Source organism: Kitasatospora sp. NPDC001159 (genome assembly GCF_053598235.1).
The window spans coordinates 1-15,375 of record NZ_JBSFJV010000135.1; the positions used below are offsets into that span (position 1 = coordinate 1).

General features: G+C 71.0%; 19 protein-coding genes and 3 pseudogenes. 12 read left to right on the plus strand and 10 right to left on the minus strand.

The window, feature by feature from the left end; genetic code table 11:
• Both ACWC9T_RS37195 and ACWC9T_RS37200 read left to right on the plus strand, forming a co-directional pair.
• Positions 1 to 126 (plus strand): cold shock domain-containing protein (locus ACWC9T_RS37195; protein WP_449825115.1); only part of this gene is annotated, 126 nt, incomplete at its 5' end.
• Between the two features lie 205 nt (positions 127 to 331).
• Positions 332 to 487 carry a hypothetical protein gene (locus ACWC9T_RS37200; RefSeq protein WP_449825470.1) on the plus strand — a complete coding sequence of 52 codons (156 nt, stop codon included), beginning with the start codon at positions 332 to 334 and terminating at the stop codon, positions 485 to 487.
• Between the two features lie 45 nt (positions 488 to 532).
• Here ACWC9T_RS37200 and ACWC9T_RS37205 read toward each other — a convergent pair whose 3' ends face one another.
• Positions 533 to 3,367, minus strand: coding sequence for a cation-translocating P-type ATPase (locus ACWC9T_RS37205; RefSeq protein WP_449825485.1), 2,835 nt, complete (start codon positions 3,365 to 3,367; stop codon positions 533 to 535).
• Between the two features lie 369 nt (positions 3,368 to 3,736).
• On the opposite strand from ACWC9T_RS37205, the gene ACWC9T_RS37210 reads away from it, so the two are divergent.
• Positions 3,737 to 3,877, plus strand: coding sequence for a hypothetical protein (locus ACWC9T_RS37210; protein ID WP_449825471.1), 141 nt, complete (start codon positions 3,737 to 3,739; stop codon positions 3,875 to 3,877).
• A gap of 41 nt (positions 3,878 to 3,918) precedes the next feature.
• Here the strand turns inward: ACWC9T_RS37210 and ACWC9T_RS37215 are convergent, their stop codons facing one another.
• The 3 genes from ACWC9T_RS37215 to ACWC9T_RS37225 all read right to left on the minus strand — a co-directional run bounded on the left by ACWC9T_RS37215 (position 3,919) and on the right by ACWC9T_RS37225 (position 6,285).
• A complete protein-coding gene (locus tag ACWC9T_RS37215; RefSeq protein WP_449825472.1) occupies positions 3,919 to 4,371 on the minus strand; it encodes a universal stress protein in 453 nt (150 codons plus the stop codon).
• Positions 4,372 to 4,635: 264 nt separating this feature from the next.
• On the minus strand, positions 4,636 to 5,136 hold the full coding sequence (locus ACWC9T_RS37220; RefSeq protein WP_449825473.1) for a hypothetical protein: 501 nt from the start codon (positions 5,134 to 5,136) through the stop codon (positions 4,636 to 4,638).
• A gap of 885 nt (positions 5,137 to 6,021) precedes the next feature.
• A complete protein-coding gene (locus ACWC9T_RS37225) occupies positions 6,022 to 6,285 on the minus strand; it encodes a DUF2267 domain-containing protein (protein ID WP_449825474.1) in 264 nt (87 codons plus the stop codon).
• Between the two features lie 432 nt (positions 6,286 to 6,717).
• Here ACWC9T_RS37225 and ACWC9T_RS37230 point away from each other — a divergent pair, with 432 nt between their 5' ends.
• From ACWC9T_RS37230 to ACWC9T_RS37245, 4 genes are all read left to right on the plus strand, one after another.
• Positions 6,718 to 7,125 (plus strand): archease, encoded by a 408-nt coding sequence (locus ACWC9T_RS37230; protein ID WP_449825475.1) that lies wholly within the window; start codon positions 6,718 to 6,720, stop codon positions 7,123 to 7,125.
• Positions 7,126 to 7,382: 257 nt separating this feature from the next.
• Positions 7,383 to 7,652 carry a hypothetical protein gene (locus ACWC9T_RS37235; RefSeq protein WP_449825476.1) on the plus strand — a complete coding sequence of 90 codons (270 nt, stop codon included), beginning with the start codon at positions 7,383 to 7,385 and terminating at the stop codon, positions 7,650 to 7,652.
• Complete coding sequence (locus tag ACWC9T_RS37240; RefSeq protein ID WP_449825477.1) at positions 7,649 to 8,281, plus strand: RtcB family protein; 633 nt, start codon at positions 7,649 to 7,651, stop codon at positions 8,279 to 8,281. The genes ACWC9T_RS37235 and ACWC9T_RS37240 overlap by 4 nt, the downstream gene beginning before the upstream one ends.
• 52 nt (positions 8,282 to 8,333) lie before the next feature.
• Positions 8,334 to 9,086, plus strand: coding sequence for an RtcB family protein (locus tag ACWC9T_RS37245; RefSeq protein WP_449825486.1), 753 nt, complete (start codon positions 8,334 to 8,336; stop codon positions 9,084 to 9,086).
• 54 nt (positions 9,087 to 9,140) lie between these two features.
• On the opposite strand, the gene ACWC9T_RS37250 is transcribed toward ACWC9T_RS37245, so the two are convergent.
• Positions 9,141 to 9,941, minus strand: a complete 801-nt coding sequence (locus ACWC9T_RS37250; protein WP_449825478.1) for a ribose-phosphate diphosphokinase — start codon at positions 9,939 to 9,941, stop codon at positions 9,141 to 9,143.
• Positions 9,942 to 10,126: 185 nt separating this feature from the next.
• On the minus strand, positions 10,127 to 10,411 hold the full coding sequence (locus tag ACWC9T_RS37255) for a hypothetical protein (protein ID WP_449825479.1): 285 nt from the start codon (positions 10,409 to 10,411) through the stop codon (positions 10,127 to 10,129).
• Positions 10,412 to 10,795: 384 nt separating this feature from the next.
• Here ACWC9T_RS37255 and ACWC9T_RS37260 point away from each other — a divergent pair.
• Positions 10,796 to 11,099, plus strand: a pseudogene (locus ACWC9T_RS37260) (alpha/beta fold hydrolase); the annotation flags it as partial.
• Positions 11,100 to 11,289: 190 nt separating this feature from the next.
• On the opposite strand, the gene ACWC9T_RS37265 reads toward ACWC9T_RS37260, so the two are convergent.
• The 3 genes and pseudogenes from ACWC9T_RS37265 to ACWC9T_RS37275 form a co-directional block, all read right to left on the minus strand.
• Entirely contained in the window at positions 11,290 to 11,778 is a 489-nt protein-coding gene (locus ACWC9T_RS37265) for a universal stress protein (protein ID WP_449825480.1), read from the minus strand.
• A 17-nt stretch (positions 11,779 to 11,795) separates the two neighbouring features.
• A complete protein-coding gene (locus tag ACWC9T_RS37270) occupies positions 11,796 to 11,984 on the minus strand; it encodes a hypothetical protein (RefSeq protein ID WP_449825487.1) in 189 nt (62 codons plus the stop codon).
• 32 nt (positions 11,985 to 12,016) lie between these two features.
• Positions 12,017 to 12,157, minus strand: a pseudogene (locus tag ACWC9T_RS37275) (universal stress protein); the annotation flags it as partial.
• Between the two features lie 314 nt (positions 12,158 to 12,471).
• On the opposite strand from ACWC9T_RS37275, the gene ACWC9T_RS37280 reads away from it, so the two are divergent.
• The 4 genes and pseudogenes from ACWC9T_RS37280 to ACWC9T_RS37295 all read left to right on the plus strand — a co-directional run.
• Positions 12,472 to 12,762, plus strand: a complete 291-nt coding sequence (locus ACWC9T_RS37280) for a hypothetical protein (RefSeq protein ID WP_449825481.1) — start codon at positions 12,472 to 12,474, stop codon at positions 12,760 to 12,762.
• A 198-nt stretch (positions 12,763 to 12,960) separates the two neighbouring features.
• A complete protein-coding gene (locus ACWC9T_RS37285) occupies positions 12,961 to 13,317 on the plus strand; it encodes a hypothetical protein (RefSeq protein ID WP_449825482.1) in 357 nt (118 codons plus the stop codon).
• Positions 13,318 to 13,451: 134 nt separating this feature from the next.
• Positions 13,452 to 14,318, plus strand: coding sequence for a universal stress protein (locus ACWC9T_RS37290; protein ID WP_449825483.1), 867 nt, complete (start codon positions 13,452 to 13,454; stop codon positions 14,316 to 14,318).
• A 330-nt stretch (positions 14,319 to 14,648) separates the two neighbouring features.
• Positions 14,649 to 15,104 (plus strand): annotated as a pseudogene (locus ACWC9T_RS37295) (transposase); the annotation flags it as partial.
• Between the two features lie 34 nt (positions 15,105 to 15,138).
• On the opposite strand, the gene ACWC9T_RS37300 reads toward ACWC9T_RS37295, so the two are convergent.
• The coding region (locus tag ACWC9T_RS37300) for a hypothetical protein (protein ID WP_449825484.1) at positions 15,139 to 15,375 on the minus strand (237 nt) is incomplete at its 5' end.

A 15,375-nucleotide genomic window follows, 5' to 3' on the forward strand; every position in this document is an offset into this window, starting at 1 on the left:
GTGTTCGCCCACTACTCGAACATCGACGCCCAGGGCTTCCGTGAACTCCTGGAGGGCCAGAAGGTGACCTTCGACATCGTGCAGGGCCAGAAGGGTCCGCAGGCGGAGCACATCCGCCCCGCCTGACAGCAGCACATGAGCGGGCGCCCCGCACGTACCCGCGTGCGGGGCGCCTCTGCGTCTGCGCCGGCACCCGAACCCTTCTCGGTGGCCGCACCCGGAGATTCACAAGGCCCGCCCCCGAGAAGGACACGGGCCAGGTCATGCTGTCGCTGCTCGCTGCCCTCGCCGAAAAGGTCATCCGCCCTGCTCAGGCCGCATGTTGGTACTCGTGGAGGAGGCCGCCGAACCGGTCGGTTCGGCGTATGTCGAGGCGAGCGATGTGCTCGGGGTTATCGATTGGCTTGGGAAGGGTGCAGAGGGGTCGGGCGTTCGCGATGCCCTGGTGTGGCCTGTGCTCGTTGTAGAACTTCTCGAACTCGCGTAGCGCGTATAGGAGGTGGCGCTGCGCCGCATGCTGACGCGAACTCTCCTATCCGGGCTGGGGTGTGCCGGATTCGCGCCGTCGGATGAGGTAGCGCCGCAGTTCGTCGGCGCCCCAGACGATGAACGGGTAGGGCAGCAGGAGCAGCAGGTCGCCCGTCGGCAGGGCAGCAGTGCCCAGCAGTTTCGGGAACGGCGGGGTGTAGACGAAGACGGCCGCGAGCAGGAGTTCCCCGGCGATTCCCGCCAGCAGGTAGCGGTTGGACAGGATGCCCACCGAGCGGAGTGAGGCGCGCTGCGTACGCACGGCGAACGCGGTGCCGATCTGCCCCGCGATCATGCCGAGGAAGGTCATGGTCGTCGCCTGCTGGTAGGCGTGGTGCAGCGGCTGTCCCGGTCCCACCGGAGCGCCCGGGCTCCAACCCGACCTGGTGAGCACGTAGAAGAACCCTCCCATCTGGAGCACCGCGACCAGGGCGCCGAGGAAGAGCCAGGCTCGGATCAGCATCGGACCTCGGATGACACCCTCCGAACGGGGTCTGGGCGGACGGTCCATCAGGCCTGGCTCGGCGGGTTCGCGGCTGAGTGCGAGGGCCGGCAGGGTCTCGCTGCCGACGTCGAAGGCGAGAAGCTGAAGGATCGTCAGCGGCAGCGGAATGCGGCCGCCGCCGAGCGCGAAGAACAGGAACGGAACCACCTCGGGCGTCGCGTGGGCGAAGATGTAGATGATGAACTTGCGTACGTTGTCGTAGATCTGACGCCCGGCGCGTACGGCGGTGACGATCGACGCGAAGTTGTCGTCGGTGAGCACCATGGTGGAGGCCTCCCGGGCGACATCCGTGCCCGACCGGCCCATGGCCACGCCGATGTCGGCGCGGCGCAGCGCGGGCGCGTCGTTGACTCCGTCGCCCGTCATCGCGACGACGTGCCCCTCCTCACGCAGCGCGTCGGCGATGTGGAGCTTGGCCTCCGGGGACGCGCGGGCGAAGATGATCTCGCGCTCCTGCCGCACCAGGGCGCGCAGTTCGTTCTCGTGGAGCCGCTCCAGTTGCGCGCCGCTGACCACCGTGGGGGAGCTGCCCGTGATGCCTACGCGTTGGGCGATCGCGGCGGCGGTGAGCGGGTGGTCGCCGGTGATCATAATGATGCGGATGCCGGCGGTGTGGCAGTTCCGGACGGCTTCGGCAACTTCGGGACGCGGGGGGTCGAGCATCGCGATCAGCCCGGCGAAGCAGAGCTTGTGCTCGGCGTCGCCGCGTCTGTGCGGTGCCCTTCGTTCGGGGGGCAGTTCACGTTCGGCCAGTGCGAGCACGCGCAGTCCGTCGGCCGCGAACGCGTCGACCTGGACGGCGATGCGTTCGCGGTCGGGCTCGGTGAGCGGCAGCTGCTGCCCGTCGCTGCCGAGGTAGCTCGTGCAGCGCGGTAGGAGTGCTTCGGGTGCGCCCTTGGTGTGGACGGCGAGTCGCCCGTCGTGGCGGTCGATGGTCGACATCAGTTTGAGTTCGGGGTCGAAGTGGAATTGCCAGCAGCGATCGGCCTCGCGCTCGGTCGCGGCGAGGCCGGCGCCGAGTTCACGCGCGGCGAGCAGCACGGCGATCTCGGTCGGATCGCCGCTCGGTGCCTCCCCGGGTTCGATGCGGGCGTTGTTGCAGGTGGCGGCAATCCGCCCCACGGTGGCCAGCACCGGGTCCGGCGGAATGCCGGGTGGCTGTGCGGCCGCGCCGTCCAGTCCGAGGGAGCCTGTGGCAGTCCACACGCGGGTGGGGCGCATGCGGTTCTCGGTGACGGTGCCGGTCTTGTCGGTGCAGATGACGTCCGTCGAACCGAGGGTCTCCACAGCGCTCAGCCGTTTGACCAGGGCCCCGCGGGTGGCGAGCGCCCGGACGGCCACGGTGAGTGCGAGGGTGATGACGGGCAGGAGCCCTTCGGGGACCATGCCTGCCAGCAGGCCGGCGGCGAAGACCACGGAGTTGATCAACGACAGCCCGATGCCGAACGTGGCCAGGGGGATGAAGGCGAGTGCCAGGGCCACCGAGATGATCGCGATCAGCCACGCGACTCGGCGTACCTGGCGTTCGAGCGGGCTGGGTTCCTGCTTGACCCGCTCGGACAGGGCGGCGATGCGGCCCAGCTCCGTGTTCATGCCGGTGGCGAAGACCACGCCATGGGCCTCGCCGCCGGTGCTGTTGGTACCGCTGAAGACGAGGTCGTGCGCCGTGAGCACGGGGACGTCCACGTCCAAGATCGATGCCGAGCGCAGCGTGGGCACCGATTCCCCGGTCAGCGCCGACATGTCGACTTCGATGGCTCCTTGCAGGAGGCGGATGTCGGCGGGGATCCGGTCGCCCGCTTCGATCACGACGATGTCGCCCGGCACCAGGTCGGCGGCGTCGATCTCCTGCGGGGAACCGTCGCGCACGGCCTTCGCCCGCTGGGGCAGGTACTTGGCCAGCGCCTCGACCGCACGTTCGGCGTGCACCTCCTGAACGAAGGCGAAGGCGGCGTTGAGGAAGATGATGAGGACGACCGCAGCGGCCACGACATACGAGCTCACCGCGACCAGCAGCACCGCAGCGGCCCACAGCAGCAGGGCGAGGGGGTGCGTGAACTGGCGTGCCAGCTCACCGGGCCACCGCCGGCCGCCGCGCCGGCGCAGCTCGTTGCGACCGTACTGGACGAGCCGCCGCTGAGCCTCGGCGGACGCCAGCCCCGCCCGCGAACTGCGCAGATCGCGCAGGAGGAGGTCGGCGGCCTCCTCGGGGTTGAGCCCCAGAGGCCGTACCCATACCTCGTGTCGACTCGGTCCATGCTCGGCTGTCCGCCGGTGTCCAGTCGGTCCCAGGCGTACCAGCTGGCGCGGTTGCAGCCCATCTGCAGTAGCCAGGGCCAGACCTGCTCGGGCGGCGCTGGCAGGGTCGTGGCCATGGTCGATGAGGTGCCGGCGTCGGGGACGAGCTCGTCGCCGGGGTAGCCGCGTACGGCTTCGTCGTGGGTCGCGCCCCAGCTCAGCAGCCGTGGCCGTACGAACATGCCGTAGACGGCCACGGCGGCAGCGGCCGTGCCGAAGGGAACCCGCCCGAGCCTTGGCCGGTGCTCGCTCATGCGCTTACTCGCGGAAACCCGTCCGCGCGGGGCGATGGCCCGCGTGCTCCGTCTCATGAAGCGGACGCCTCCGGGCCGACCCTTCCCTGCCCGCAGTCGCCCGTGCATGATGGGGGTCCTGTTTCGAGTACGAAGTGAAGGCTGGTGGACCATGAGTGACCACGTCCATGTGCGGCTCCGCGAGGGGCTCGGGGTGAACGAAGACGGTGACCTGGTGGAGCAGTTCGCCTGCCGCTGCGGTGCGGTGTGGGCGAAGACCTACCCGTTGGAGGGCGGTCAGCCCGACCAGTGACCGGTGACGCGGTCCGGCTCATGGGAGGCCCGCGGTGGCCGTCAGTCTGCAGCGCTGCGGACGACCACGACCGGGCAGGGTGAGTGCTGAACGCAGTACTGCCCGACGGATCCCAGCAGGGCGCCTTCGATACCGCCGAGGCCGCGATGCCCGACGACCAGCAGGGACGCCCGCTCCTTGGCAGCGGCAAGCAGGACCCAGGCCGGGGTGCCCTCTCCGACCCTCAGCCGGATGTCCACCGGCGGCTGGGAACCCACCGCCTTCTCGACGTTCTCGGCCAGGATCTTCCGTGCCACCTCCCCCAGATGCGCCTCCTCGCCGACCGGTACCGCACTGCCCCACCCGGAGAACGGCGGCTCCCAGGCCATCACCGCCTCCACCACGCCGTGGGTGAGCTCAGCCTGCTGAACCGCCCAGCGCAGAGCCCTTCTGGACTGCTCCGAGCCGTCCACCCCGACGACGACCTTTCCCTCGAGGGCCGGTTCCTCAGCCATGGCTTCGTCCTTCCGATCAGGCCGACGACGAACTCCGAAGGCAGTCGCTCGACAGGGGTGTACGGTGCCGGGTTCTCCGGGGTGGGCACGCCCAGGACTGTGACGGCATCGCCGAGCAACGCCCGCTCCCCTGCAGGATCGTTCTCCTGCGACGGATTCGCACGCGGACCGGGCGGAAGCCCGGGTCATGTGGACCGATCGGCCCTGCCCGCCGTGGCCGCCGTGGCGCACGATGGGGCGCGGAGGCTCGAATGCACCAGATGATCACACCGAGGCGCTTCCCGACTCGGCATCCGACAGGCCGGGCCAGGCCCGGTCCGCCGGGCGAGCCGCCGAAGCCCGCGCCGACCCCACCGCAGCCCTGGCGGCGTTGGCTGCTGCCCGCCGCGATCGCGATGATGCTGCTGTTCGTTCTGCTGTCCCGGAACCCGTCCGGTGCCGGCACCCGTTACAGCTACGTGGGCTCGGGGGACGTCCCATGCGGGTGACGCCGCCGAGCGCGAAGACGGTCATGTCGTCGACGCGAACGCCCGCGCGGCGCGCGGTGACGGCGTGGGCCGTTTCGTGCAGGAGCAGGCTCACGGCCAGCAGCAGCGCCCCGACCAGGCCGGCGAGGCCGTAGGCGGCTGCGGAGCGGCCCGGGACCCACGTCGGGAGTGTCTGCCCGGCCAGGCCGACGCCGAGGAAGAGGATCAGGACGGGCGCGCTCCAGCGGATCCGCAGCGGTATGCCGAAGATCCTGCCCAGCCGTGCGGACCCGTGCATTCTGAAACCTTCTCCCGGGTTTGCCGAAGATCCTTCGAGCCTCCAGTGTCTTCCCGCTGCGAGGGCCGGCACAGGGCCGTACGGGCCTGCCACCGGGGCTGCCGGGCCCCGAGACTGCCGCTTCACGCCTTCGATGGGCGCTTTTCCGGCGATTGGCCGGTGATGCGGGTGCCGATGTCGTGGCCCTGGCAGATCGCGCGCATGGCGCCGGTGGCGACGACGTGCATGGTCGGGTGGTTGTTCGGCGGCGAGGACCAGGGCGGTGGTGTCCATCACCCGGACGCCCCGACTGAGGGCCTCCTGGTGGCTGACACTGGTGTAGCGGACGGCGCCGGGGTGGGTGCGCCGGTCGTGGCCGTAGAGGCCGTCCACGCCGTGCTCGGCGAGCAGCAGGGCGTCGGTCTCCAGTTCGAGGGCGCTGGACGGCGGCGTAGTCGGTGGTGACGTAGGGCTGGCCGATGCCGTCGGCGAGCAGCACGATCAGGTGGTGGCGCAGATGCCGCAGGGCGCGCAGCCGGATGAAGGGTTCGGCGAAGGAGGGCATGTCGGTCGCGGTCATGACCCGCACGTCGGTGGCGTGGTGTGCGATGAGTTCTCCGCGCAGCAGCAGCGCGTTCATGACGGTGCCGAGCATGCCGATGGTATCGGCCTCGGTGCGGCCGATACCCCAGGCTGCGGCCGTGAGGCCGCGGAAGTAGTTCCCGCCGCCGAGGACGACGGGTCTGAACGCCGAGTTCGTGCACCGAGAGGATCTCCTCGGTGAGGTGCACGAGGCTGACCGGGGCGGTGCCCCAGCCGGCTTCGCCCGCGAACGCATCGCCGCTGAGCTTCACCATGACCCGCTGGTACCGGCTCCCAGCCCACCGTCCTGCTCCAACGCCGCTCCTACACCACGGGGGTGACGAGTGCGCGCAGATCGTGCGGAAGCGTGTCGAAGACGTGCTCAAGCTGTTCCGGGGGGATGTGCAGGAACACCGCTGCGGTGACGGCGCGGGCGGCGTCCTCGGCCGGTAGGGAGGCCTCGTGGCCAAAGCGGTCGAGGTAGTCCTGCCGGTCGAACTTCACCGGTGTGGGGTGCGGGTCCCAGCCCTCGTAGTAGACGCCCCGCACCAGGGTCGGTAGCTGCGCCCCGATCGCCCTCCTGCACACAGGTCGCCCCGGCGTGCATGATGTCGCGTGCCGTGATCACGATCGCTGCCTCCTTTGTAAGGTGAGTTCTGAACCTTGCCAGACGCGGCTCGATGGCCGACGGATCGTCACGGGATGGCGCCGGGTGCGTTGATCCACCAGGCACGGTTCTACTCCCCCGAGCGGCAGTCGTCTCTTCCAGGGTCGTCCTCGTCGTGGAGCCTTCGCATCCCGAATCGCTTGCCGGCACCAGGCGCATGGCGAGAAGAGGCCACCGGTTGCCGGGCCGCAACCACGATCGTGCCGTCTCCGCCGACAGCGCCCCGTACGGATTGCTCGCAGTGGTGCGCGGGATGAGCCTGGAAGGGTGAGGCGGTATGAGGCCGCGGATCGGCACGAGGGGAGCTGTTGGTTGTGACCGGGTGGCGGGGATCACGCAGCGGTCATCGGGCTGTGCCGCACACGGCGGACACACGGGTGGAGGCGTGGGCGCCGACCGCGGAGGGTTGCATCCGTGAGGCGGTGCGCGCCGCGGTCGAGGGCTTCGCGGACACCTCCGGGGCCCGGCCAGCTGGGGAGCGCGTGTGCGCGGTCACGGCGGACAGCGACGAGGATCTGCTGGTGTCCGTCCTGGAGGAGGTCATCTACCGGATGGACGTCGACGGCGAGATCCCTCTCGATACGGAGGTCGAAACGGTCCGCGCCGCCGGGGACGGCCGGGCGGTGTCGGTCCGCTTCACGATGGCGGAAGCCGATACCGCCGAGCAGGTCGGGGCGGTGCCCAAGGCCGTCTCGCTGCATGGCCTCCACCTGACCGGCGGCCCCGAGGGCTGGACCTGTCAGGTGACGCTCGACGTCTGAACACGATGGGGATCGGGGCGGAAGGATGGCGCTCGCGGTGGCACTGGCCGGTGACATGATGCTCGGGCGCGGCGTGACCGAGGAACTGCGTCGCTCTCCGACACCGCAGACACTGTTCGCCGCCGAGGTACGGCAGGCACTCGCGGAAGCCGACCCCGTCGTGCTCAACCTGGAGTGCGGTATCTCCGACCGGGGGGGGCTGGGCCGGGCATTCCGGCCACGTCTTCCACGGCGTCGCCGACCGGATCGTCTACGACATGGGCGACTTCGTCGACGACTCCGCCGTCCACCCGGCGCTGCGAAACGACCTCGGGCTGCTGTTCCTGGCCGCCCTGGACGGGCCGAACCCGGCGAACCTCGCGCCGGTACGCGTGGAGGCGCTGCCCCTGTTCCTCGGTTTCGGCCACATCCGCCTCGCCCACGGCGAGGAGTGGGAATGGATTCGCGAGCGGTTCACCGCCGCCTGCGCCGAGCTCGGCACCGACGTCGGCGAGCGGGCCGGGCGGCTGACGGTCGACTGGAGATGAGTGACGTGGAGATCAGGCTTGTCGAGGAGAGTCCGTACCGCTTCCGCATCGAGCAACGGGACCGGATGCGGGTACCCGGGGTGGTGTTCGCGTCCAAGGAACTGCTGCCGCAGGCTGCGGGCGACAAGGCGCTGGAACAGGTGGCGAACGTGGCGACCCTGCCCGGCATCGTCCGCGCCTCCTTCGCCATGCCGGACGTGCACTGGGGCTACGGCTTCCCGATCGGCGGAGTGGCCGCCACCGACATCGCCCACGGAGGGGTCGTCTCACCCGGCGGGGTCGGGTTCGACATCTCCTGCGGCGTACGGCTGCTGGCAGCCGGCATCGACCGCGAGGAGCTCGGCCACCACCGGATGCGGCACCTGATGGACATCCTGGACACCACCATCCCGCGCGGCATGGGGCGCGGCGGCCTGTGGAAGCTGTCGGGCACCGAGGAGATGGACGACCTGCTGGTCGGCGGCGCCCGGTACGCGGTCGAGCACGGCCACGGCGTGCCGCGCGACCTGGACCGCTGCGAGGACTCCGGCGTCCTGGAGGGCGCCGCCCCCGGACAGGTCAGCAACCGGGCCGTGGAACGCGGCCTGCACCAGGTCGGCAGCCTCGGCAGCGGCAACCACTTCCTTTGAAGTACAAGCCGTCGACCACCTCTACGCCCCCGATGTCGCTGCCGCCTTCGGGCTGCACACCGGCCAGGTCTGCGTCATGATCCACTGCGGCTCGCGAGGCCTGGGCCACCAGGTGTGCACCGACCACGTCCGCACCATGGACCGCTCGATGCACCGCTACCGCATCGTCGTCCCCGACCAGCAGCTCGCCTGCACGCCCGTCGACTCCCCACCCGGCCGCGACTACCTCGGCGCGATGGCCGCAGCCGCCAACTACGCCCGCGCCAACCGGCAGCTGCTCACCGAGGCCACCCGCCGCGCCTTCGCCACAGCCGCCGGGGCGGGACTGGAACTGGTCTACGACATCTCCCACAACACCGCCAAACTCGAGACACACGAGGTGGACGGCGTGGAACGACCGCTGTGCGTCCACCGCAAGGGCGCCACCCGCGCGCTGCCGCCCGGCGACCCAGAGCTGCCCGAGGACCTCGCCGACGCCGGCCAGCCGGTACTGGTCCCCGGCACGATGGGCACCGCCTCGTACGTGATGGTCGGCCTGCCCGGCAACGACGCCTTCCACTCCGCCTGCCACGGCGCCGGGCGCGTGTGGAGCCGCCACCACGCGCTGCACATGGTGCGCGGCGAGCGGCTGCGCGACCAACTGGAGGCGAGCGGCATAGCGGTGCGCCCGTCCTCGTGGCGCGGGCTCGCGGAGGAGGCGCCCGAGGCGTACAAGGACGTCGACGCGGTCGCCGCCGCCACTGAGGGCGCGGGGCTCGCCCGGCTCGTCGCCCGCCTGGTGCCGCTGGGTGTCGTCAAGGGCTGACATGGCCTGAGGCGGACGCGGGGTCGCCGTGATCGGCGGGTCGGGCGACGTGCGTCAGCCGTGCATCAGAAGGGTGTCCAACGGCTCGCCGCCGTGCAACAGGGCGATGGCTTCGGCGAGCAGCGGCGCCACGGTGCGCACGCGGTTGGGCAGCGTGCGGACGTGGGGCGGGGGAATGGTGTCGGTGACCACGAGGCGGTCGATGTGAAGCCGGGCGAGCCGGTCGGCGGCGCGGTCCACGAGCAGGGGGTGAGTGGCGGCGACGGTGATGTCCGGCGCCGCGCCATGGGCCAGCAGGACCTTGACGGCCGCCCCGACGGTCCCGCCGGTGCTGATCATGTCGTCGACGATCAGCGCGGGCCAGCCGGCGACATCGCCGACCAGTTCCTCGGCCTGTACCTTGCTGCCGGACAGGCGGGTCTTGCGGACGACGGCGACCGGCCGGCCGAGCAACGCCCCGTAGTGTTCGGCGAGTTTGACGGCGCCGAGGTCGGGCGAGACCACCACGGCGGCTGCGGGTGTGTGCTCTGCCAGGGTGTCGGCGAGCAGTGGCACCGCGCTGAGCGTCTCGACGGGGATGCTGCTCATCGCTTCGAGGGCCGGGGTGTGCGGGTCGACGACGACCAGCCGGTCGGCACCGGCGGCCGCCAGGGCGTCGAGTGCCACCCGGGCACCGACCGACTGCCCGGCCCGGGTGCGGCGGTCCTGCCGGGCGTAGCCGAAGTACGGGACGACGGCGGTGATCCGGCGCGCGCCTGCGCGGCGGCATGCGTCCAGGAGCAGCAGGAGCTCGATCAGGTGCCCGTTCACGTCGGGACCGGTGGGCTGGACGACGTACACGTCCTCGCCGCGCACATGGCCGACGGTCGGCTGCAAACTCGCCGTCGGGAAAGTGTTCCACCTCGCACTCGACGGGTTCGGTGCCGAGGGCCTCCGAGATGGCGTCGCCGAGCGTGGGATGGGCCGTGCCCGACAGGATCCGTGGGGTCGTCATCGCGTCCTCCCGCAGGTTCCGGGCTGTGGGGGCCGTCGGCGCGGGCTCACCACGGCGGTACGTCAAGCGGTCGGCCGGCGTCGTCGGCGCGGGCCAGGACGGTCATCGACTCCTGGTACTCCGCCGGTGCGATCAGCCCGGCAAGCAGAGCAGTGGCGAGGAGCCGCTCCGTCTCGTCCCCGCTCGCCGCTGCGGCGTCCGCGGGGGCGGGGAGGTTACCGGCAGAGGACCACGGCTCGGGCGCGGGATCGCGTCGACGCAGCGGCTGCCCGCGCCGTCGTCTGGTGGCCCGGGTGAACCGGCCCAGATACCCGATCAGTGCTGCGATCATGGCCGCCACCTCCCGGCGAGTCCTTGCACTTCACCAGCCTGTCAGGCGGTTCCGGCGCAGGCAGCGGCTGAACGCCCCGACCTTCGTGGGCCGACCGGCCCACGAAGGTCGGGGCGGGGGGCAGGGTTTTCCGGAGGCCGGAAACGGGGATCATATAAATGGAAGAGGGACTCCGGGTCGAGACACGGAGTAGCGGAGCTGTTGGCCGTGCACCGTGCAATCGTGTTCCGCGAGATGCGGACAGAGCCCCCCTTTCGTTCTTCTCTTCCGCCGCTGCTGGGCGGCGGACTTCCCTGGCCGTCGGTCCGTCCGGCGGCCTGCTGTGCCGGTCCACGCGATGTCATCCTGGAGGACCAGGGGCCGGGGTGTCGATCGCTTAGCTAAGCCGGGGAGTTCGAGAGGACCGGCCTGACCGGAGCGCTCAACCGTTACCGGAACATGGACCGTGACTGGAAGGACCTCGCCGCCTTCGACGGCGGCCCGATCACCCAGCCATCCCTGTTCATCGGCGGCAGCCTGGACGCTTCCACGACCTGGCTGGCCGACGCGATCAAGGCGTACCCGGTCACGCTACCGGGCCTGGTCTCCTCCCACCTCCTCGACGGCTGCGGCCACTGGATCCAGCAGGAATGCCCCCGATGAGGTCAACCGGCTCCTAGCCGACTGGCTCGCCGGCCTGCCCTCCTGACGCACCGCGCGGCGCCGCCGGTGGCTGTCGAACGACACGAACACCCGCGCCCCACGAAAGGCTGCTTCCACCGCCGCGACCGCTGAGGCTCTGTTCGTTCTCATGAGCTGCATGCTCCTGGGGTGAACAGCGTGCAGAGGGTTCAGCGGCCTTCGGGGCTCGACCGGGGCGCGACCAGGACGGTCAGGCATCACCTGGCAGCGGGGACGATGGCGACGGGGCAGGATGCCCGGCGCAGGACTTCTCCGGCGACCGATCCGAGCAGCAGCCGGGGTAACGGCGCCCTGTGGTGGGAGCCGATCACGAGTAGGGCGGCGTGTTGGGTGGTGTCCAGCAGGACCGGGACGGGATAGCCGTGCTCGATGCGGACGGCGGTTCGCAGGTCCGGATGGCGGGTGCGTTTGAGTGCTGCTTCTCCTTCGAGGACGCGGCGCTCGGCGCGCACGACGCCGCTCTGGTCGGCCTGTCCGGGCGGTGCGAGGCCGAGGGTGAGTGGCTGCGGACGGTGGTCGGCGTGGACGATCTCCAGCGGTGCCCCGCGCAGCGCCGCTTCACGGGCCGCGAACCGAAGCGCCGCCTGTGAGCCGTCGGGCAGGCCGAAGCCGACCACGACGGGGCCGTGCGCGTCAGCGGGCAGGGCCCGCACCACGACGACGGGGCAGCCGGCGTGGGTTGCCACCTGCCGGGCAACCGAGCTCAGCGGCGGCCGGGGAACCTGCCGCGGCGATGGTGGCCGAGCACGATCAGGGAATAGTCACCGGAGCGGTCGACCAGCTCCGCGGACGGCCGTCCGCGGACCGGTTCCGCCACGACATCGAGCTGCGGGAACTCCGCCCGTACCAGCGCTGTGTGCGGAGTGAGCGCGGCAGCCGCGATCTCCCGCACCGCCCAGCTCCGCCCTGGCCGGGCGCCAGGGCTGCCGGGTCGACCACGTGGAGCACATGCAGGGGCGCGCGCCGAACCACGGCCTCGCGAGCCGCGTAGCGCACGGTCTCGGAGTCCGTTTCGGAGTTCACTCCCACCGCCACCGGTGGAGCGTTGGTCGTTTCGGGGTCCATCGCCGCTCCTGTGCCCTGGGCCGCTGCTCGGCGCGGGTGCCCTTCGCGGCGCGGACGCACGGGCCCCAGCCGGTCGGGCGCTTGTGGTCAGCGTCTCGCCGGGGCCAGAGGCTGTCCAGCGGGATGGTGGGAGTTGTGCAGGCGGCTCCTTCGCTGAGGACGGTCTGCGCCCGGTGGCAAGGGGATGGTGAGTGGTGAACGACTCGTCGTGTCGCGGTCCCCCGCCGGGCGGGGGACCGTGGATGTCGTAGAGCGCAGGAGACCGGGCCTGCGCCGGGCTGGTGCTGAGCGACGGTGTTCGGGAGGAGGCGGCCATGTCGGAGCATTTCGAGGTCGAGCCGCTGGGTGACCACGAGTATCTGCTGCGGGCCCGTGCCGGTGAGGAGGTGGTCGAGTCGAGGTTCAGGGCCAGTGAGGCTGTCGCCGAACAGCTTCATGCCACGTCGGCCGACGAGCAGCGGCTGGTGGAGGAGACGGCGGAGTTCCTGGCCGAACGCCAGCCGGTGATCGACCTGCCGCCGATGGTGGACCTCGACGACGTGGCGGCCTGCTACGACGACTACCTGGAGCAGCTCGACCAGCGCCTGGCCTCCTCACGTGCGTGATCGCGCCCTACGCTGCGGGTGGCGTTGCCGCGAGGGTCACGTGCTGCCCGGGTTGTGCCGCGATCCTGGGGGAGGGACTGTGGAGATGTCGCTGAACGCGTGCCGCCGCCTGAGCGAGCGGCGTGCCGTCCAGTGCTGACTGGCCCGCATCCTTCTGGCCGTCCTGATCGGACTCGTTCCGGCCACAGGCACCACGGAGTGCTCACCTACCGCACCGTGCTCACCTACCGCGCCCAGCTGCACACCGGCCGGGTTCAGTCCACAACCCGGCACTCCGTCACCGCGCAGCTGACCGCCGACGCGGCGATCCCTTCGTCCCAGAGCACCGACGCGGTCCCGGCGACCGCCGCCTGGACCGCTTCGGACGGCATCACCCGCACCACGACCGTGCGGGTATGGCCCGGGGAGAAAGCCGGCACCCCCGTCCAGCTGTGGGTCGACAACCACGACGCCGTCACCTCCCCACCCATCACCCGCAACCAGGCCACCGCCGCCGGCTGGACGGCCGCCGCAGTGGCCGCTGGCTCCGGTTCCCTCCTGTGCCTGGCCGTCTGAAGAGGCTCGATCCGCGTGCTGGACCGCCGCCGCAACGCCCAGTGGGACGCGGAGTGGAGCCGGGTCAAACCCCGCTGGTCCAGGCGGCTGCTGACCTAGCCCGTGCAACCGACGACACACGGAAGGCCATCACCATGCCCAAGGAGATCACCGTCGGCCTCGACGGTTCCCCCGAGAGCCTGTCCGCCGCCCACTGGGCCGCCCGCGAGGCACAACTACGGGGCCTGCCACTGCGCCTGCTCCACCTGTGGATCCTGCCGCCCATGACCGCACAGCGAATCCCCCGCGAGGACGAACAGGCCATCGCCGCCGAGCGCCTCCTCCAGGACGCGGAGGCCGACCTGCGAGCCAAATACCCCGACGTAGCCATCACCACCCAGCTCCTGCCCACCGACACCCCCGCCGCCCTCCTTCCGGCCGCGTCCGACGCCGAACTGCTGGCCCTCGGTTCCCAGGGGCTCGGCACGGTGCGCGGCTACCTCCTCGGCTCGCTCGCCCTGCACACCGTCGCCCGGTCCGAGCGGCCCGTGGTCCTGGTCCGGGCCTACGAGCAGCCGATCGGGACGAAGACCCCGGCCGCGCAGTCCGGCGCCATCGCCACTGGCGTCAGCCTCCGGCAGGGCTACGACAGTGCCCTGGAGTTCGCCTTCGACGCCGCCCACCGGCGGGCCACGCCCCTGCTCGCCGTCCACGCCACCAGCCACCGCCCGTCCGTGATCACCCGCGAACACCCGCCGGAGACGACCGTGCAGGAAGCGGACCGGCAGGCACTGGCCGCGGCGCTGCTGCCATGGCGCGAAAAGTACCCGGACGTCCATGTCGTGGAGCACCTCAGCCCCGACAGTCCCGCCCGCGCCGTCGTGGACATCGCAATCGGGGCCAGGCTCCTCGTGGTCGGGCGCGGCGGGTACCGCACCGGCCTGGCGCCCCGCATCGGCCCCGTCGCCCACGCTGCCATCCACCACGCCGACTGCCCCGTCGCCGTCATCCCCCACGACTGACTCGGCACCCGCACCCGGCCCGGCCCCCGTTGGCAGCAGCTGCCCGCAGGCCGGACCGTGGCACACTCTGCAGTCCCCGGCTCGCCCGCCCCATCCCCCGCGGCAGTGGGCCGCTCCTGCTCACCAGTTCCGGGGGCGAACTACTCCTGCCACTGCTCGGAGGGCAATCCGTGCCACGCGTACGCCACCACCCGGACCGTCGGCTCCCAACCTTCCGCCACGACCTCGGCTGAAGCAGTACCGAGTCGACCCGCTAGGGCGCCTATCGGGTCGTGATCAATTTGTGGGATTCGCCCTCATGGCAAGGCCTGATCAGGTAGACCATGTCGCGTGACGCGAGTGCAACTGACTGATACGGAGTGGGAGTTCATCGAGCCGTACCTGCCGATCGGCGAGTACGGCCCGTATCCGGAGCGGCTGCGGCAGCAGTTCGAGGGCGTGATCTGGCGGTTCAGGACCGGAGGGCAGTGGCGGGACATGCCGGCGGAGTTCGGCGCGTGGTCGACCGTCTCCAATCGCTTCCGGCAGTGGCGTGACGCGGGCGTCTTCGAAGCCCTGCTGGAGGGCGCGATCACGGAGGCCGCGAGGCGGGGCGAGGTGGACTTGTCGCTGGTCAGCGTGGACTCCACCACCGTGCGAGCCCACCACGACGCTGCCGGGATGCACCTGCGCCCCGACGCCCTGGCGGCCCTGGAAAAGGCCGCCGACGAGGCGGAGAAGGCCCGGCAAAAAGGTGCTGAACGGAAAATCGAACCTCAGCCGGGCAGGCGGCAGCGTCCGTTGCGCGGAGCGGAACGGACGAACGCGTGAGCGGGCTCGGTCAGGCAGTGGGGGCGAGGGTGACCTGGTGGCCGAGGGCCTGAAGCTGGCGGACGAGGTCGCGGGTTTTGCGGGCGCTGTTCAGGTGGCGCTGGTGCCAGTCCGCGCCGAGGTCCTGGTAGCGGGCATCGGGGTCGTTGATCTGAGGATCCCCCGGTGGGCGGGAGGTGCTGATCAGCAGGTCAGGGTGGGTTGATTGGTGTTCAGGTTCGTTCGTTCGGTGGCTGCCTGTTCGGCG